The sequence below is a fragment of the Staphylococcus sp. IVB6240 genome, from assembly GCF_025558425.1.
Lineage (GTDB): Bacteria > Bacillota > Bacilli > Staphylococcales > Staphylococcaceae > Staphylococcus.
The window spans coordinates 115,661-135,102 of sequence record NZ_CP094718.1; the positions used below are offsets into that span (position 1 = coordinate 115,661).

A 19,442-nucleotide genomic window follows, 5' to 3' on the forward strand; every position below is an offset into this window, starting at 1 on the left:
CTGCTACATTGACGGCAACAGTCCCTTATAACGTTGATTATAATGATTCTCCATTTGTCGCAATGACGTTTTTGTACCAGTCGAATGAATCTTTTTTGTAGCGTTTCATTGAGCCGTTACCTTCATTATCACGATCTATATAGATCATGCCGTAACGTTTTTTCATTTCGCCTGTTGTAAATGAGACGATGTCCATAATGCCCCAAGGTGTGTAACCAAGTAAGTCAACACCGTCTAACTCCACTGCATCTTTCATCGCTTGAATATGATTTTTAAAGTAATCAATACGAGATGCATCGTGAACAGTGTTGTCTTCTGTTAATTCATCGACTGCACCGAAGCCATTTTCAACAATGAACAATGGAATTTGATAGCGGTTGTACAATGTGTTTAACACGTAACGTAAGCCGTCTGGGTCGATTTCCCAACCCCAATCAGAAGCGCCGATATAAGGGTTTTTCACACCGTTTGGTAGACCACCGTTCGCAATATTGTCTGTTTCGTTGTTTTGTACGTCATGTTTCACTGTTGTAGACATGTAGTAACTGAATGCGAGATAGTCTACTGTTCCTTGCGCAAGAATTTCTTCATCGCCTGGTTCGATTGGCAGTTTCACACCAAGACTGTCTAGTTCTTTCAAGGCATACATTGGATATTTTCCACGCACTTGTACGTCTGGGAAGAAGAAACGCTCTCTATTCGCAATTTCTGCTGCCATGATGTCTTTCGGGTGACATGAGTATGGATATACCGTGACATGTGAAACCATGGCCCCAATTTTGAAGTTTGGATTAATTTCATGTCCTGCAATCACGGCTTTTGCGCTTGCGAGTAATTGGTGATGTGCAGATTGATACATCACACTGCGCGCATCTTCGCCTGGTTGGATTTCAATCCCTGCGTTTGTCCATAAGAATAATGGGTTATTCACATCCATTTGGTTATTGATTTCATTGAAGGTCATCCAATATTCCACTTTGTCTTTATAGCGTTCAAATACGACTTTTGCGAAGTGTTCAAAGAAGTCAACCACCTTACGACTTCTGAAACCACCGTATTCTCTTGCTAGGTGAAGTGGAATTTCGAAGTGACTTAATGTAATGACTGGTTTGATACCATGTTTTAATAATTCATCAAAGACATCATCATAAAATTGAAGACCTGCTTCGTTTGGTTCTGCTTCATCACCTTTTGGGAAAATACGTGTCCAACCGATAGACGTTCTTAAAACTTTGATGCCCATTTCCGCAAATAAGGCGATATCTTCTTTATAGTTAGAATAAAAATCAACAGCTTAATGGTTTGGGTAGAATTCATTTGGTTCTACTTTTTCTGTAATGCGTCGTGGAACACCGTGTGCCCCTGCAGTTAAGACGTCTACTACTGAAGGACCTTTGCCGTCCTTGTTCCAACCACCTTCAAATTGATGTGCAGCGAATGCGCCACCCCATAAGAAATCTTTTGGTAATGCCATGATATTGCCTCCTCTATTTTTTAATAACCTCAATGATATTGTCACCGTGTGCTACGGGTTTGTCTGTTGTTTTAATTAATTCATTAAACTCTGCATGGTTCGTAATAATAACAGGTGTTACTGTCGAATAGCCTGCTTGTTCAATGGCTTCAGCATCAAAGCGTAACAGTGGTTGACCCGCTGTAATTGCGTCGCCATCTTGTACAAGTAATTCGAAATGTTCTCCATTCAATTGAACTGTATCCATACCTACGTGGATTAAAATTTCAATTCCTGAGTTACTGCGAATACCGATCGCATGTTTTGATGGTGTTGTCATAACGATAGAACCATCCACAGGTGCGACAACTTCATTTTTCGTAGGCTTAATTGCGAGACCGTCTCCCATTGCTCCTGAGCTGAAGACAGGGTCTGCAACATCAGATAATACGATGACGTCACCTGTTAAAGGTGCTTGAATGTGTACTTCTAAGTCTTCTTGTACTGTCGTTGTTTCTGCATCATTGTTTAACTTCACTGGCTCGATATCTGCTTGTTTGACACTGTCATCACCGTAACCAAAGATTTGAATAAGTACAATTGGTAAGATGATGGCAATGGCCACACCGATACATACACCGATGAATGATGATGGGTTATCACTGTTTATGGTGTTAACGATTGTTAATGGACCAGGTAGTCCAGCGTAAACGTAGTAGTATGGATTGAAGAAACTTGCGACAACGGCCCCGATTGCCCCTGAGATACAACCGATAATGAATGGCTTTTTGAATCGTAAGTTCACACCATAAATCGCTGGTTCTGTAATACCGAAAATACCTGTAATCCCTGCTGATAATGAGATTTTCTTCGTTTCTTGTGCTTTGGCTTTAAGGAAGACACCGAGTACTGAACCGACTTGCGCGATAACCGCAATCGTTTGGTACGCTTGGAACGAGTCGCGACCAAAGTTGTCGAAGTTCGCAAGTACAACTGGTGTAATGCCCCAGTGTACGCCGAAAATAACGAAGATTTGCCAGAATGCGCCAATGATGATGGCTGCTAGGATTGGTAAGTTTTCAGCTAAGTAGTTGTAACCACCGGCCACGCCGTTTGCGAAGATGGTTGATAACGGTCCGATTACTAAAAGTGTCAGAGGCACCATGATCACAATACTACATAATGGCACGAATAAAGCTTTAACGACTTCTGGGAACACTTTATTGAGAAAGCGTTCAACGTAAGACAATGCCCAAACTAAGAAAAGTGGTGGTAATACAGTTGATGTATATACCGTTTCGCTTAATGGAATACCGAAGAAGCGGATTGTTTCACCATTTGCGATATTGCCTGCCATTTCTGTCCATGTTGGGCTGACAAGTGCCATTGCACAGGCCAATGCGATGTAGATATTAACTTTGAAATGCTTTGCGGCAGTTAATGCGATAAAGATAGGCAAGAATGTAAAAGGCGCCTATGAGATAAAGCTGAATACTTCATATGTGCCTGTTTTTTCGAATGCAGGGAAGGCTAAATTAATTAAAATCAGTGTCCCTTGCAGAATACCGGCTGCTGCTAGTATGTAAATAAATGGTGCGAATACAGCTGACATTGTGGCGATCACACGGTTAAGGATAGAACCTTTTTCTTGAACAGCTTCATCTGTTGTATCTTCTACATTTGTAATGGCTGTAAATGCATCATACACTTCGCCGACATGTTGTCCGATAACGATTTGGAATTGTCCTCCGTTTTCTACAACAGTAATGACACCCGTTAATTCGGATACTTTGCGTTTAAATTCTGGATTTGAACGCTTTAATACTAAGCGTAAGCGCGTGGCACAGCGTGCGACATTGACAATATTTTCTTCGCCACCCACAGCTTCAAGTATGTCACTTGCAAGCTGTTGATAGTTGCGTACTGGTTTTGACACAATCATCATCTCCTACGAAATTTCTTGTTATTACCTAACATTATAATTGTACCGGTACAATTATTCAAGTGAGTAACTATTTAAAATTGTGTATAATAAGTGAAAGGTTTAATAAAGGAGTCGCAACCGTGAACAAATACCAACAGATCACATACGAAATTGAACAACATATTCATGAACATAATTTGCCACAAGGAACAAAACTGGATAGCCTGGATACATTAACGAAGCGTTATAATGTCAGCAGAAGCACGATTAGTAAGGCATTAGATACACTGGAAAAACGTGGTGCCATCTTCCAACAGCGAGGTAGTGGTATTTTCGTCAGACGTCAACGTCGTGAAGGCTATATGAGCTTACTTGTCACAAGTGGCTTTAGCGCAAACTTCCAAGAACACAATATTCACTATGATGTATTGAAAGTTGAAAAGACTGTTGCCGATGAAGAAGTGGCCAACAACTTGCATATCGATGTCGATGCGCCAGTTTATTTGGTAGAACGCCTCATCTATATGGATGATGAAAAGTTATGTAAGGAAGTCTCATACTTTCCAGTTCAAGTTGTTCCATATTTAAATAAAGAAATCGCTGAGCAGTCTATTTTTCATTATTTAGAAACAGCTTATAAGATGACAATTAGCTTTGCGGACGTCTACTTAACAGTCGATCAATTAAATGAAGTGGAAGCTGACACTTTAGACTTACCGACATTATCACCCGGGTTATATATGGAACAAGTTGTGTATTTAGCAACAGGTATCCCATTTGACTATTCAAAAGTGGTGTATCACTATAAATATGCTAAGTTCTTCCTACAATCAGTGAGTAATTAAAAATATTGAAGTACCTTTTTGTTTTGTGACAGGAAGGTACCTTTTTTGAACTTTTTAGGAAAAGAGATTATAAGATTTTGAAATATTGTATAATTGAATTAATCATATAGTTTGTGGAGGTTCGAGATGAAAAAGAGGGATTTATGGATTGGTTTAGTGACTAGTACGGTATTACTTGCAGGTTGTGGTTTTTTAGGAAACAACGAGGGGGATACGCAACAATCACAAACAAGTAATCACAATAATAATACGGAAAATACGCAAAATCAGAATGCACAAAATGATCAAAAGATGAATAATGGGACACAACAAAATAATCAAACACAAAAGAGTAATAAAGGTGGGGATGTGTATCCTAAAAACACGCGTGAATATTATGCGCAAGTGATGTTAACAAGCTTTGGAGATTACAACCAACTACCTAATGCAAGCATGACATATACACCCGTTGATATGTCAGGTCAGTCAGTCTTTCCATACAATCCGAATGCATCTGCACATTATCCAGACGGCGTGGTTAGATTGAGAACAAGCGGTATCGCACATGTAATTTTTAAAGATAACAATGATGGCACGATTACTTTCTATGATAATATTCCAGCAAAATTCCAAGAAGCGGAATGGCAAGATGAAGATTATTCAAGACAGGAAACAGAGCGACTTTTGGCAAATGGTCGCACAGTGCCTATTAATACCAACTTACCAAAAGAAGATATCGACTATGTTGCATCGCTAATCACACAAGATGGACTAACAAGTTATAGTGGCCCAGTTAACTCAAATACAGGTAGTAGTTCATCATCAAGTAGCGCATCATCGAGTTTATCAAGTACAAAAGTGACACGTAGTAACGTGATTGACTTAGTGGAAGACTACGAAGGTCACTTATTAGATACAACAAAGTACACGTTTAAAGAGCCTGCACAATTTCCAGATGGTCGATGGGGCTTTTCAATTTTAGACAAGTCGGGTAATCTAGTTGGTTCTTATATTATTGATACAGATGGCACTGTAACAAAATATGATGAAAAAGGGCGTCAAATTTAAAATATAATTAATAAACACAAACTGTCGATGGAGGAGATAACTTTATCGGCAGTTTTTTTATTATTGTGGAATAAAATCATGAAAACTTTCATAAAATGATATTTATTTATAGGCTGTGTACAAGGTATAATGAGTTAATAAAAACGTACTTTTATTAGTCGAGATACATATCAACAAAGTCGTCGAGAATAAAGGTGAATATAGGAGAAAAAGTCATGAAATATTGTACGAATTGTGGGAGTCCGCTCAAAGAGAATCAGCAGTTTTGTACGAACTGTGGCCATAAAGTGAACGCAAGATCCGCACAATATGCTCAGCCGGCTAAAGCAAAAAAGTGGCCATGGATTGTTGGAATTATGGGTGTTTTGATTTTACTAGCTGGGATTGGATTTGCGGGGCTTCAATTGTATAAAAATATAGTGTTAAACCCATCCACAACACAAAATCAGACAAATAATCAAAATAACGGGACTGTGCAGAATGACCAGAATATGCAGAATAACGGTATGCAGAGTGATCAAAATGTACAAAACGTACAACAAACACAACCTCAGCCACAACAAATTCATAATGGACCACAACCTAATCAAAAACCAATACAAACTGCACCTGTAACGGTAACACGCAGTAATGTGATTGATTTGGTAGAGGACTATGAAGGACATTATTTAGATACAAGTACTTACACGTTCAAAGAGCCAGAACAACGTGCAGATGGCAGTTGGGGCTTTTCAATTTTGTATAAGTCAGGGCGCTTAGCAGGTTCTTACATTGTTGATTCAGACGGTACTGTGACGAAATATGATGAAAAAGGACGACCAGAATAGAAAAAGGTGAGGGGGATAACGATGGTATATTGTACGAAATGTGGAAATGCATTAAAAGAGAATCAACCATTTTGTAATCGCTGTGGTCAACCAGTGGCTGCACGATCTGAAGTATATGTTGAGTCAAAAAAGAGTAGTCCATGGCCATGGATTATAGGTATTATTGGTGTATTGATTTTATTAGCGGGATTAGCTTTTGCGGGGCTTCAAATATTTAAAAATAATTCAGCGAATCAATCAGCATCCCAAACACAGAATGGCACGAACACGCCGAATAGCGAACAAGTACTGGGTCATGCACCGAGAGCAGAAACATCGGTCAATGTATTAACGGATAGCTTTAGTGCGGACTTTATGAATACACCAAGCGTTGGTGGATATAATGGTTTCAATGTAGGTATGACACGTTCACAAATTGAACAAGTTGCGGGGCAGTCTACCGGCACGGTTCAGTTATACGATTCAACAGTGATTCAGAAGTACAACAATATGGGTGTGGAATACGATTCCAATGATAGAGTCTCAAAAGTTTATGTCACACCAGATAATGTAACGACACAACAATTTACAAACTTCCATGGTGGGCCTAAAATAGGTGGTGGAAGCCCAATGTTATACGATAACAATCCGAACAATGGCTTTAGTATCTATGCCCATGTGCGAGATGGGTATGTCGTTGCGATTGAAAATGGACCACAATATCAGTTTGGCAGATAAGATGTTGGGACTGTTGGATGGGTCTTGGCATTCCGATAGTTAGGTGTATAGAGGTATTTTAAAGTGATAGAACAACATAAAACAGCATGTCATGTACAAGTTTAAGTTTGTACAAGGCATGCTGTTTGTTTATTCACAGGTATTATCATGAATCGTGAAGGTTTTGTTGGTGACATCCAGAGAAGCTGTGGCACCGTATGGAATGATACATTTCGGTTCATTGTGACCAAAGCTTGCATTATAAAAGACGGGTAGATCATGTAGGTCAAAGTCTTCTAACATGGTTTGCCAAGTACGTTTATATGCTTCATAGTGTTCACCATTTTGTGGTTTACCGATGATAATACCATATTGCTACTGGTTTTTCGACAGTAACGGTGGCATTTATGATTGTTATTGCTAAAACTTTAGATTTGATGTCACATTGGAATTTATATTTCTTTGTCACGCTGTTCGTTACCTTTGCAGTCACAGCACTGACAACACGTATTCCACCTATTAGTCGCATGAGTACAGAATATTATGATACGTCTGAAGTTGAAGAAGATTTAAGTTATTTGTCTTTTAAAGATAAGGTTTCACTCGCATGGAGGCGAGGACTCACAACTGTTAAAGAATCGCCAAGTTTATTGAAGAATGTATGGAAAAACTTTAAAGAAGGTATCTTGATGACGATGAGCATCTTGCCTACAATTTTATCAATTGGGCTTATTTTTATGTTACTTGTTGAGTATACACCAGTCTTTAACTATGTTGCGTATATCTTCTATCCACTAACAGCACTTTTACAAATTCCAGAACCATTCTTAGCTGTAAAAGGGACAGCCATTGGTATTACAGAAATGTTCTTACCATCACTTATTGTAGTCGGTGCACCAATTGTGACTAAATTTATAATTGCTGTTGTATCAGTGTCCACAATCATATTCTTTTCAGCCAGCGTTCCAAGTATGATGTCTACACACATACCATTAAAGATACATGAACTTGTGATTATCTGGTTTGAACGTTCGATTCTTAGTTTAATCATTGTGACACCACTGGCATTCTTATTCTTAGATTAATAAAGAAAGTTTCATCTAAATCAATAGATATTTTAGAAAAGAGTATGATGGTATTCATTTCTAGAATATCTTTTTGATGTGTAAATCTAAAAAATAAGAAAAACAATATTTTTAATTGCTTTTCTTATTTTTTAACTTGGACGGTAACACTTATTTTTTAGTCTGTTTTTTTCGAAGAGGTATTAGATGGTCGTGATTTATCATATTTTTTGTGAGTTTAAAAATTGCAAAAAATTGAAGTGTGAAAATTAAAATAATGCTTAAATAAAAAGTGATTAAGGAATATTCGAAGCGGGAGTTAATTATCATGGTTATTAAAAAAGAGTTAAATAGTATCGAAAGTATAAATGTTATATAGAATATGCTTAGATATAATTTTGTTATTAACAAGCGTTTGAACTTTCTTTTTTTACGCTTTCTTAGAGCTTTTCTTTCAATGATTTTGAAGAAACTAATATTGCTAAAGAAAAGGTAAATAGTTCTTATTAAATTGAATGTTACAATTAAGGCCACAATTATCCATGTAGGTGTGTGTAAGCCATTTAAATACTCTAGTAAATATTTCACTAACCTTCTCCTTAATTAATTACTATATTTTATCATAAAAGACTATCTCTCACTTTTTATAATATTTATGCTAGAGGACCTGAACAAATACTCTATAATTTAACTAGTAAAAGGAGTTTACCAATGATCTTACTCATAAGCAGTTTCATTAGTTTAATGATCACACGCCTATTTGTGGGTGCACCACCGATACATATGAATTATTTTTCAGGATTCCGTTCTAAGAAGGCGATGAAGAGTCAAAAGAATTGGGAACGGGCACAAAAGCTTTATACAGAACTATTTGTAAAAGCCTGTCACTATACATGGGTGGTTTCAGTTGTGCCGCTCATCATTGATATTGCTTTATTAATAATGAACAATGATAAGTTATTTATCACTTCGATTATTTCCCAGGTGATTATCTTCTTTTTAGTTCACTTTGTGGTGTATTGGAAAGTCAATCGACAGTTAGATTAGTCATGTAGTATCTGTGTTAAGGTTTGCATAGGGGAATGTATGGTTGAAAAATAAGCACGATAGAGGAGGCAATATGGATAAAGAGAAACCGTCTATGCCAAAGTCACAACAAGTCTTACTAGCAATTATCATTGTTTTACTTGTTGCTGAAGTCATTCTAACGCTGTTCTTTATTTCAGTCAGTTCACTGGTTTTAAAGGATTAACAGTTGTACATGGTCTTTTGATGATGTTGTTTGGAATACGAGAAATGAAGAGAAAAGAACGCTAAATAAATATCCCCCAACGAACACTTCACGGTGTATCGCTGGGGGATTGTTGTTATTTTTGCCATACGTTTTCGAGTTCTTCGAGTGTTTTGCCTTTTGTTTCTGGGATGAATTTCCAGATGAAGAGGCCAGATAAGATACACATCAATGCGTAGAATCCGTATGTGAATGTACCGCTGAATGCCATCATAGACGGATATGTTGATGTGATGGTAAAGTTTGCGAGCCATTGTGCTGCAACGGCAATGGCCATGGCACCACTACGAATACGGTTCGGGAAGATTTCAGAGAGTAATACCCATGTAATCGGACCCCAACTCATCATGAATGACGCTGTGTAGATAACCATGAATAACAGTGTGATGATGCCGAATGTCCCGTTTGCTGTAAGGACACTCATGCCTATCATACCGATGGCCATACCTGTTGAACCGATAATCAGTAATGGTTTACGGCCAAATTTGTCGACATATAAGATAGCGACAACGGTAAAGATAACGTTGACTAAGCCCATCACAACGGTTTGAACCATAGCTGCGTTACCACCTGCACCGAGTTGTTCAAAGATACGTGGTGCGTAGTACAGTGCGACGTTGATACCGATAAATTGTTGGAAGATGGATAGGAAAATCCCAACAATAACGACTGTTTTACCAAAACTGAAAAGTGGTGCTTTGATATCTGTTTCATTATTTTTCGTTGATACAATGTCATTAAAAACTTTTTGTGCATGGTCGGCGGATGTATAGATTTTGTTCAGTACAGACAATGCTTCTTGTTCTTTGTTGATCAATGTTAAGTAACGTGGTGTTTCTGGCACGAAGAACAACAAACAGAAGAAGACAGCTGCTGGAATGGCTTCTGTTGCGAACATATAGCGCCAACCGATTGTTTGGATCCAATCGAGTGTTTCTCCATAGATGATGCCATAGTTAACGAAGTATACAACGAGCATCCCGAAGATAATCGCGAACTGGTTGAATGATACCAAACGTCCACGAATACTAGAAGGTGAGATTTCACTGATATATACTGGTGAAATCGCTGATGCTAGACCGACACCAATCCCACCAATGACACGATAAATATTAAACATAATCAGTAATGCAAGTGTTGGTTCGCCAGGTGTGAAGAATAAAAATTCCGGATAGCCTGACAGTAATGCTGAAATGATGAATAGAATAGCCGCAACTTGTAATGTACGTTTACGACCTAATCGGCTAGAAAGTGTTGATGATAGAATCCCACCGATCACACACCCGATTAAAGCACTTGAAACGGTAAGGCCGTGAATCAGATCGTTATAATCTGCTGTAATATATTTTTGTAATGATTGCTCGGCACCAGAGATTACGGCTGTATCATAACCGAATAACAAGCCACCGAGCGTTGCGATTAAGGCAATAGTGAAAATGAATTTTTTATTATCATAGTTTCTCATGGAATGCATCCCCTTGTTTATTTGAATGACAGTAACTGTTGAGAAATGCTTTGTGTGTGTTGATAAACTGACTGGTAGATTGGGAACAGTTTCTGATAAATTTGGTGCTGTTCTGCGTTTGGTTGAACGGTCTCTTTGTAACTAATCCATTGTTCACGAATGTCTTGGAAGTCTTCAAACCAACCAGAACCCATGGCTGCAAGAATTGCTGCACCGTAAGCAGGTCCTTGTTCCTGCGTCAGTGTGATAATCTGCGCATTAAAGATATCTGCTTGAATTTGGCGCCAATTTGCATTTTTGGCACCGCCACCAATTGAGACAATTTGTGATATTGGTGTACCACTCTGGCGAATGATATTAACGCTCTCGTGAATAGAGAAAGTAATCCCTTCAATGACAGCACGTTTCAGGTCATGATCCGTTGTTGTCGCATCAAGGCCTGTAAAGCTACTGCGTATGGTTGTGTCGTTATAAGGTGTACGTTCACCGAGAAGATATGGTGTGAATAATAAACCATTTGCTCCGGCCTTCGTTTTCTCTAAACCTTCAAGAAATTGTTCAAAGTCTTCATCTGGACGTAAAAGCTTTTTGAGCCAGCCCAAGCTGTAACCTGCCGATAGCGTCACGCCCATCATGTAGTTCTGGTTAGGGACACAGTGGTTAAAGTAATGGACACTGCCATCATTCTCGAACTGTGGATCATTTTGGATAGACAGTGCGACACCAGATGTCCCGATGCTGACCATTTGTGTTTTGTCGTCCGTAATACCAGAACCGAGTGCGCCACATGCGTTATCAGCGCCACCTTGATAAATAGCGACATCATGTGAAATGCCAAGTTGTTGCTTGATAGCGTCTGTCAGTACACCATTTTCACCATGTGACGGAATGATGTCCGGTAAAATTTCTTCACGAATGTCTAATTGTTGTAATAAAGGATTCGACCATGTGCCTTCTTTAACATTAAACAGTGATGTTCCTGATGCATCAGATGGTTCGCTGAAGATATTGCCTGTCAGACGGTAGGCGATATAGTCTTTCGGTAACATGATTTTATGAATGCGATTGTAATGATCTGGTTCATGGCGACGGACCCACATTAACTTCGGTAGGGTAAAGCCTTCTAATACCGTGTTTTGCGTTTCCTTTAAGAACGTTTCTAACCCGACTGTATCAAGTAATGCGTGAACCTCATCAGCCGTACGTGTATCGTTCCATAAAATAGCAGGGCGAATGACATTACCTTGATCATCAATGGTTACGAGGCCATGCATTTGTCCAGAAAAGCTAATACCTACAATGTCCTGTGCGTCAGCTTGTTTAAAAAAGTATGTGAGACTCTCGATCGTGGCTTGATACCATACTTCCGGATCCATCTCGCTATATCCAGAGTGTGGGTGGTCTGTATGATAAGAGACTCTGTATTGATCTACAACGTCTCCCTCCATATTGACTTTAAGACTTTTCAAGCCGCTCGTACCGATGTCCATGCCAATAACATAGTTCATATGGATCATCCTTCGTTGTTAATCGTTAAAATATATTGATTAATGCGTGACTTGATGACTTCTAAGCGATCAGATTCTAGCTCGATATCGCCAAGTTCTAATGCATGTGCTTCTAACTCCGCAAATGAAGTAGCATCATTCACAATTTTTGCACCTAAGCCTTCTTTATATGATGCATATTTATTGTCGACGATGTCTTCAAAGAAACGATCTTCAATCATTTTGTGTGCAATACGTAAGCCAAGTGCGAAAGCATCCATACCTACGATGTGCGTTAAAACTAAATCTTCTTGAGCAAATGATGTACGTCTTGGTTTTGCATCGAAGTTAAGACCGCCCGGAGTCAAACCACCATTTTTCAAGATTTCATACATCGCAAGTGTTGTTTCATAAACATCTGATGGGAATTCATCTGTATCCCAACCAAGTAACGGATGACCTTGGTTCGCATCCACAGAACCTAACATGCCATTGTCACGCGCATAGCGTAATTCGTGTTGGAATGTATGTCCTGCAAGTGTTGCGTGGTTCGCTTCAATATTGAATTTGAAGACATCCTCTAAGCCGTATTTTTGTAAGAATGCATGTGCTGTCGCAACATCCGTATCATATTGATGTGAAGTTGGCTCTTTTGGTTTTGGTTCGATTAAGAATTGACCTGTAAAGCCAATTTCATCTGCGTATGCTTTTGCCATTTTGAAGAAACGTGCTAAGTTATCTAACTCCAACTTCATGTCCGTGTTGAGTAAGCTTTCATAACCTTCACGGCCACCCCAGAATACAAAGTTTTCAGCATCTAATTTTTTTGCGATTTCCAATGATTTTTTTACTTTTGCTGCTGAATAGGCGAATACATCTGCATGAGATGAAGTTGCTGCACCGTGAACAAAACGTTCATGTGTAAAGTTGTTTGCTGTATTCCATAATAACTTCTTACCAGTTTCATCCATTTTTTCTTTGATTAAGTCTGTAATGACATCTAAGTTTGCATTTGTTTCAGCTAATGTTTTGCCTTCAGGTGCGATATCAACATCGTGGAAACAGAAATATTCAATACCTGTTTTGTCCATAAATTCAAAAATCGCTTCTACACGTGCTTTTGCTTTATCCATTTCATCTAACTGATCCCAATCACGTTGTGCTGTTCCTACACCGAATGGGTCAGATAAGTCTGCAGTGAATGTATGCCAGTAAGCGACACTGAATCTTAAATGTTCTTTCATTGTTTTGTCGCCAATTTTTTCATCTGCGTTGTAATACTTAAAGCTAAATGGGTTTGTTGATGTGGGTCCTTCATAAGTTACTTTGTCTATATTGAAATATGTCATAGAGAAAACCTCCTGCATGTTAGTTTGTTTAATAAATTAACTAACTAGAATATAGCACCTTTTTAAAATTTTGTAAACGTTTTCGTAAATAAAAAAGACAACCCGAATTTGGATTGTCTTGTTAGGATGAAAAATCAAGTTTGATATTATCGATATCGAGAATCTTTTGTGTGATGCCTAAAGCACCACCAAACAGCGTCGCATATTGGACATTGGAAGTCAGTCGAATCATCGCTGCATCATGAGAATAAGCATGGAGCTTGCCTTGAATGTGGATTAAGATATCAGGAATTTCATTCATAATTGGGCAGTTGATAAAAATATGTGCTGGATTTAGCTGGATTGAAAAGTTATGAATAAGTACAGTAATTCGGTCAATAAAGTTTGCGATTTCTTCATGTACCATTGGATGTTGCGCTTTGTAATAAGTTGCGATGGTCTCTAACGTAAGCGGTTCATCTAAACGATCACGAAGACGTGAAATCAGCGCATCTTGAGAACAAATATTTTCAATTTTGTCATAGTGTGCAGGCTGTGTATCTGTAACAAGAACTAGCGATCGCCCAATCTCACCAGCACTACCATCCGCCCCACGATAAAGTTGGTTATTCAATATGAGTCCAGCACCAATCCCTTTATGAATACTAAGTGTAGCTAGACTTTCCGTACACGTATGATTGCGTAGCGCATGTTCATACAAGGCAGCCAAGTTTGCTTCATTTTCAATAAGTATAGGCACTTGCGCATATTGTTCTAAACGATTTGCTACGGAGATGTCGCCTAACTCGAGGAATGGCAATGTACGAATCGAGCGGTCTTGATTGACAATCCCGTGGATAGACACCGCAATACCAAGCAAACCGTGTTGTGTACCCAGTTGGTTGGTTGGATCTAGTTTTTCTTCCACAATCGCTAAAGCTTGTGCCATTGTTTTTTCAGAAAGTGGATAGGATTCATAATTTATGATTTGGCCATCAAATGCATTCGCCATCATATCTACAGAATCATAAGTAAAATCCAGTGATACGGTATAACAAAAGTCAGGGTTAATTTCGAGTAAGATTGTTTTTCGTCCACCCTTTTTCGTACTTTCCCCTTGACCAGCCTCTCGAATCACTTTTTGCGTTTTTAAGCGATTGACAACACTTGAAATCGTCGCCTTATTCGTATTTGTTAATCGTGCAATCTCCGTCATAGAAATTGGTTTATGATTAAAAATCGCCTTCAGTACCATCTGATCATTGGCAGTAAAGGCTAAGTGTTGCATCTGTTTCATTGTGCATACCCCTTTAATATGTTCTTACTGCGTAGACATTAGACAGGTATCTCGTAAACAACCTGTTATTAATAATACATAAGTATAGCACTAAATCGTGGCATGTGTCGTGAAAAGGGAAAAGAGATGGGGAGGAATAGATATGAGGCAGAATTGTTTAACATGTATGTAACTTGCACGTAACTTTCTCTTGCATTAGTCAGTTTATAGATGGTGGCTATATAATATTTTTAAATGACTTACATAAAAAAACTTCCGTAATTTGAAGAATACATATATACTACTTATATGTATAACCATCATATTTTTGAAATATGATAAATAAGAAGGTGTTTAATATGTCATATAAATCATTAAAAACTGTTTTTCATATGTATGGGTTAGAAGAAGTGAAAAAAGAATATGAGCTGAGAATCAATAGTTTTTCGACTTATTTGATAGGTTTAGAAATTCATCCAATTCAGGATGAGAAACAAAAAACTTCTATTTCATATCCATTATTTTTCACTATGACAAAGAAGCTGACTTCTCATTTAGAAACGGTATTACGCAATACGGCGAAAATCAAAACGTTATCTATGCTATTACCAGATGTGGCAAATCACGCATACATGAGACATTTATTAATTAATGAATTACAAAGTACGAATGAAACTGAGAATATTAGAAGTACCAAACAAGAAATTGCGGCATCAATTAACAAGGTTAAATCCAACCATAAACGATTTGATGGATTGGTTAGTCAATATATGATGATGAACGATGATGACGGAGAAATAAATGTAATTTCAGATATTAGACAGCTCTTTGATAAATTGGTGTCAACTGAGATCAAAGAGAAAGATATGCCAGATGGTGTTATGTTTAGAAAAAACCCTGTTGGTGTACATGATGGATCTAGAGATAGATGGGTGCATAGAAACGTCGCAAGTGAACAAGAAATCATTGAATACTTACAGGGGATGCTTACGTTTATCAAATATGATGAGGCACCTCAAATATTCAAAATGATGGCAAGTCATTTTATCTTTGAATATATCCATCCGTTTTACGATGGGAATGGACGCGTTGGAAGATATATTTTAGCAAAAATGCTGCATGACACACTCGATCCATTTACAGCACTGACTTTTTCATATACGGTCAATCGCAATAAATCAAAATACAATAAGGCATTTGAAAGTACTTCTAACTTTTATAATAAAGGGGAGTTAACAATCTTTATAGAAGAAATGTTGGATTTATTGATTGAAGGGCAGCATCAAGTTTTAGAGCGCTTCGAACATAATAAGGTGTTATTAGAAAATTTAAGTAACGCATTAGAAAATATAGCATCAGACAAATATGAATACGGTGTTCTATTTATTTTATTACAAGATAAAATATTCGGAAGTCATTATTCGCGTATTCCATTGAAACAGATTGAAAACGTTACAGAGTTTTCTAGAAATAAAATTAATCATGTCATTCAAAAATATGAAGAGCAACTTGTTCAATTAAAAAGAAATCCTGCTGTTTACGAGTTGAGTGACGGATTTATTGAGTCATTACTTGCAATTTAGCTTTTACTGTTTATCAATAAAAATTATTGTTATTCAATAAAATAAGTGATAAAATTTTATTGAATAACGATAAAGGGGTGATGTGTCATGAAAAGAAGTAAGAGAGTTAAGACAGCCAAAAGAGAGTTGAAGATGGAACGTATGGATTTAATATCTATTGTATTATTATATGCCTTTTTGATTTTAGGTATTGTAACAGGTATAAAAAACTATTTAAGTATAATGGCTTATTTGAAAATTTAATTCTGCATGCTTCACTTTCAATTCAGTTACATGCCTTGGTATACATTATTGAACTCATTCTATATTGTGCAATCATTATTTTAACGATAAAGCTGACAAGGACATTTAAAGGAGAATCCATTTTTTCATGGGATAATGCGAATTTACTTTTATATATTTCTTTATTGATAATTATTTATGCTTTTATCACAAATGTATCTGATTTATTAATTCATGTTGAAGGACAATATCAGCATGTGTTAAATCATGACATTATGACATCGACTTTATTATTAGTGATAGGTACATTTATAACGACAGTGGCAACGATATACAAAAAATCCTTAGATATTAAAGAAGAACACGACTTAACGATTTAGAGGTGCAGTGATGATTAAGATAAAACTGGATGAAGTGTTAAAAGAACGTAATGTGTCACTGACAGAATTGTCACAAGCGGTGGATGTCACGATCGCAAACTTATCAATTTTAAAAACGGGTAAAGCCAAGGCAGTACGTTTTAGCACACTGGAAGCGATTTGTAACTATTTAGAATGTCAACCTGGTGATATTATCGTAAATGAATAAACCTTTTAATATTACGCCACATTTCTGTTTCTAGAGGAGATGTGGTATTTTTTTATTTAAAATTTTAAAGTAGTGAATCATTAAATCAATATTCTTATATTATAATTTGTACTATAATTTTTTAACAAGTTACTAGAGAGGTTGTGTGAATACATGAAAAATCCTTGGGAAAATATAGTAGAAGAAGCAGGCAATAATTATGCTGAGCATGATAAAGCATTTCTTGTCGATTTAATAAACGATGATAAGTATCAAAATTTAGACGAAGTTTACAAATTAGACCTTGGTGTTATTCCACTGCATTATATTGGTGATATTAAAAGTGCGAATGTGTTGGTACTCAGTTTGAATCCAAGCATGAGTGAAGAATATCGTAAAAATTATGCCAACCGTAATTATGCAGAAGTGATACAAAAGAATCTTACTTTTGAAGAACCAAAATTTTTTGAGTTTGATTTTTATCATGAAAAAAAAGGATTTTGGGATAAGTTAGAGCCATTGTTCAAAAAACAATATAATGAAAAAATTGAAAAGATGAAAAGTAAAGAAGATACAACAAGTGTTGACAAATATTTTACTGAAAAAATTGCATTAGTTGAATATTTTCCATACCATTCGAGAAAGTATAGTAAAGGTCTAGATAAGCTAGTAAATAGAATGATAAAAAAGCATGGTTATTTATTCTCACAGAAGTTTGTGTTTAACATTATAAAAGAGAGACTTAGAAAGAGAGATGTTACGATTATAATTACTAGGTCTAGGAGCGAATGGATGAATGCAATACCTGAATTAAGTTCTTATAAAAGGTGTTATGCTACAAGTAGCTCTCAAAGTCCATCGTTTAAAAAAGAGAATTTATTAAAAGTAAATTGTGGACAAGAAGTTCTAGACGCTTTTAAAGATTAAATATAATATCAAACCAATGCCATATTTTCCCCCACCAAAGAGAATGTGGCGTTTTTGTGTAGCTGTCATTTATATATAAGTCATCAAAGGATATAGATCTTTAATGTCTAAAAAGCTTATGAGATAATACAATTGTAATCAATATAAAAATTTAAAATAAGGGTGATATGACTGTGAAGAAGGTATTGGGTATTCTAACAACAACAGCTTTAGTTGCAACATTAGCTGCGTGCTCAAACGGGGATAACGGGCAAAACAATCAAGCGAATAATGCAGGGCAAAATAATGAAAATCAAGCAAATCAAAGCCAGTCAAATAACAATAATACTAACGGAAATAATCAATCAAACAATCAAAATAATGGTAATACAAACCAGACAAAGCAGAAAAATTTATCTGTAGAAGAAGCAGTACAAAACTTAACGGATGAAGAAAGAGTCGCATTGGCGTTGTATGATCCTAATATTAAGGAATCAAGTATTACGGCAAATGATATGGCAAATGGCCAATTTACACAAATAGCTAATGGACCAGCAGAAACAGCAAGGCAAGTAAAGCCTGTAAGTCAGATTACATTGACACCTGAAACTAAATTTACGGTACCTGGTGCACCAAGTGATCTAAGACTGTATAAACCATATCCTCAAAAAACAATTGCTGCAGTTTGTTTTGTGGCTGTAACAGATGACCAGGTTATTTTATATGCGACTCAATATAATATTTCATATAATGAACTTCTTAACGAAAACAATCCTGCCTTAGTTAATGTCAACAGTGTCAAAGATTTATACAGTAAATATAGCAACCAAGATTATAAAGGGTTGGCAAGCAGAATTGTAATTGGACCAGAACCACCAGAAGCCAAAGCACCACAAACATCTTCATCGGATTCAAGTGATTCAGACGAAAGTGAATCAAGCTCAAGTTCATCAAGTACATCAGGCACAACGGTAACTCGTGCAAATGTGATTGATTTAGTGGAAGACTATGAAGGTCACTTATTAGATACGGATACTTACACATACAAAGAACCTGCACAATTAGATGATGGTAGCTGGGGCTTCTCATTCCTTGATAAGTCAGGTAATCTAGCAGGATCATATATTGTTAGCAAAGACGGTACGGTCACAAAATATGATGAAAAAGGTATTGAAGAGTAAATAAAATTTTAATAACAAAAACAAAAAGTGTGAACGAGATACGGCGATATCTTGCTCACACTTTTTTATATTATTTTTTGATGTTTTTACGACCACGACCCCATTCTTCAATAAGGAAAATTTCACCTAAAATTAAAAACAGGAAGAATGTTAGGAAATTAGGGAAGTGGTGTATGACATATAAATAGATCATTACCATGACGTATAGTATTGGAAGGATGGCTCCCCATATGATTGATCTACGACTTGCCATGAAATATTGAAGTGCCAGAATGCAAAT

17 protein-coding genes and 4 pseudogenes are annotated in these 19,442 nt (G+C 36.9%); 14 read left to right on the forward strand and 7 right to left on the reverse strand.

Translation table 11 applies throughout. The features are described 5' to 3' along the window. Positions 1–37: 37 nt before the first annotated feature. Positions 38–1,474: pseudogene (locus MUA88_RS00550) on the reverse strand (6-phospho-beta-glucosidase). Positions 1,475–1,487: 13 nt separating this feature from the next. Further along, positions 1,488–3,395: pseudogene (locus tag MUA88_RS00555) on the reverse strand (beta-glucoside-specific PTS transporter subunit IIABC). Positions 3,396–3,517: 122 nt separating this feature from the next. On the opposite strand from MUA88_RS00555, the gene MUA88_RS00560 reads away from it, so the two are divergent. The 5 genes and pseudogenes from MUA88_RS00560 (at position 3,518) to MUA88_RS00580 (ending at position 6,813) form a co-directional block, all read left to right on the forward strand. Then, entirely contained in the window at positions 3,518–4,222 is a 705-nt protein-coding gene (locus MUA88_RS00560; protein ID WP_262604248.1) for a GntR family transcriptional regulator, read from the forward strand. A gap of 126 nt (positions 4,223–4,348) precedes the next feature. Then, a complete protein-coding gene (locus tag MUA88_RS00565; RefSeq protein WP_262605613.1) occupies positions 4,349–5,269 on the forward strand; it encodes a YdeJ family lipoprotein in 921 nt (306 codons plus the stop codon). Between the two features lie 215 nt (positions 5,270–5,484). Then, a pseudogene (locus MUA88_RS00570) lies at positions 5,485–5,553 on the forward strand (zinc-ribbon domain-containing protein); the annotation flags it as partial. 327 nt (positions 5,554–5,880) lie between these two features. Beyond that, positions 5,881–6,096: pseudogene (locus MUA88_RS00575) on the forward strand (hypothetical protein); the annotation flags it as partial. Between the two features lie 21 nt (positions 6,097–6,117). After that, the gene (locus MUA88_RS00580) at positions 6,118–6,813 is read left to right on the forward strand and encodes a zinc ribbon domain-containing protein (protein WP_262604251.1); all 696 of its coding nucleotides are present in this window, start codon (positions 6,118–6,120) and stop codon (positions 6,811–6,813) included. A 129-nt stretch (positions 6,814–6,942) separates the two neighbouring features. On the opposite strand, the gene MUA88_RS00585 is transcribed toward MUA88_RS00580, so the two are convergent. Next, entirely contained in the window at positions 6,943–7,158 is a 216-nt protein-coding gene (locus MUA88_RS00585; protein WP_346658013.1) for a hypothetical protein, read from the reverse strand. Positions 7,159–7,199: 41 nt separating this feature from the next. On the opposite strand from MUA88_RS00585, the gene MUA88_RS00590 reads away from it, so the two are divergent. The 3 genes from MUA88_RS00590 (at position 7,200) to MUA88_RS00600 (ending at position 9,108) form a co-directional block, all read left to right on the forward strand. Beyond that, positions 7,200–7,877, forward strand: a complete 678-nt coding sequence (locus tag MUA88_RS00590; protein ID WP_262605614.1) for a YjiH family protein — start codon at positions 7,200–7,202, stop codon at positions 7,875–7,877. Positions 7,878–8,567: 690 nt separating this feature from the next. After that, positions 8,568–8,903 carry an SdpI family protein gene (locus MUA88_RS00595; protein ID WP_262604253.1) on the forward strand — a complete coding sequence of 112 codons (336 nt, stop codon included), beginning with the start codon at positions 8,568–8,570 and terminating at the stop codon, positions 8,901–8,903. A 73-nt stretch (positions 8,904–8,976) separates the two neighbouring features. After that, positions 8,977–9,108, forward strand: a complete 132-nt coding sequence (locus tag MUA88_RS00600) for a hypothetical protein (protein ID WP_262604254.1) — start codon at positions 8,977–8,979, stop codon at positions 9,106–9,108. Between the two features lie 115 nt (positions 9,109–9,223). On the opposite strand, the gene xylE is transcribed toward MUA88_RS00600, so the two are convergent. The 4 genes from xylE to MUA88_RS00620 form a co-directional block, all read right to left on the reverse strand. Next, positions 9,224–10,612 carry a D-xylose transporter XylE gene (gene xylE, locus MUA88_RS00605; protein ID WP_262604255.1) on the reverse strand — a complete coding sequence of 463 codons (1,389 nt, stop codon included), beginning with the start codon at positions 10,610–10,612 and terminating at the stop codon, positions 9,224–9,226. Positions 10,613–10,629: 17 nt separating this feature from the next. Then, positions 10,630–12,120, reverse strand: coding sequence for a xylulokinase (gene xylB / locus MUA88_RS00610; RefSeq protein ID WP_262604256.1), 1,491 nt, complete (start codon positions 12,118–12,120; stop codon positions 10,630–10,632). A gap of 5 nt (positions 12,121–12,125) precedes the next feature. Then, a complete protein-coding gene (gene xylA / locus MUA88_RS00615; protein WP_262605615.1) occupies positions 12,126–13,448 on the reverse strand; it encodes a xylose isomerase in 1,323 nt (440 codons plus the stop codon). Positions 13,449–13,569: 121 nt separating this feature from the next. Beyond that, positions 13,570–14,724, reverse strand: a complete 1,155-nt coding sequence (locus MUA88_RS00620) for an ROK family transcriptional regulator (protein WP_262604258.1) — start codon at positions 14,722–14,724, stop codon at positions 13,570–13,572. A 338-nt stretch (positions 14,725–15,062) separates the two neighbouring features. Between MUA88_RS00620 and MUA88_RS00625 the strand changes: the two genes are divergently transcribed. The 6 genes from MUA88_RS00625 to MUA88_RS00650 all read left to right on the forward strand — a co-directional run bounded on the left by MUA88_RS00625 (position 15,063) and on the right by MUA88_RS00650 (position 19,162). Further along, on the forward strand, positions 15,063–16,286 hold the full coding sequence (locus MUA88_RS00625; RefSeq protein WP_262605616.1) for a Fic family protein: 1,224 nt from the start codon (positions 15,063–15,065) through the stop codon (positions 16,284–16,286). Positions 16,287–16,373: 87 nt separating this feature from the next. Then, positions 16,374–16,529, forward strand: coding sequence for a hypothetical protein (locus tag MUA88_RS00630; RefSeq protein ID WP_262605617.1), 156 nt, complete (start codon positions 16,374–16,376; stop codon positions 16,527–16,529). Between the two features lie 35 nt (positions 16,530–16,564). Next, on the forward strand, positions 16,565–16,888 hold the full coding sequence (locus tag MUA88_RS00635; RefSeq protein ID WP_262605618.1) for a DUF2975 domain-containing protein: 324 nt from the start codon (positions 16,565–16,567) through the stop codon (positions 16,886–16,888). A gap of 10 nt (positions 16,889–16,898) precedes the next feature. Next, complete coding sequence (locus tag MUA88_RS00640; protein ID WP_481906555.1) at positions 16,899–17,096, forward strand: helix-turn-helix domain-containing protein; 198 nt, start codon at positions 16,899–16,901, stop codon at positions 17,094–17,096. A gap of 153 nt (positions 17,097–17,249) precedes the next feature. Continuing rightward, positions 17,250–18,002 carry a hypothetical protein gene (locus MUA88_RS00645; protein WP_262604262.1) on the forward strand — a complete coding sequence of 251 codons (753 nt, stop codon included), beginning with the start codon at positions 17,250–17,252 and terminating at the stop codon, positions 18,000–18,002. Between the two features lie 173 nt (positions 18,003–18,175). Next, positions 18,176–19,162: a hypothetical protein gene (locus MUA88_RS00650; protein ID WP_262604263.1), complete on the forward strand. Its 987-nt coding sequence runs from the start codon at positions 18,176–18,178 to the stop codon at positions 19,160–19,162. Positions 19,163–19,442: the final 280 nt, after the last annotated feature.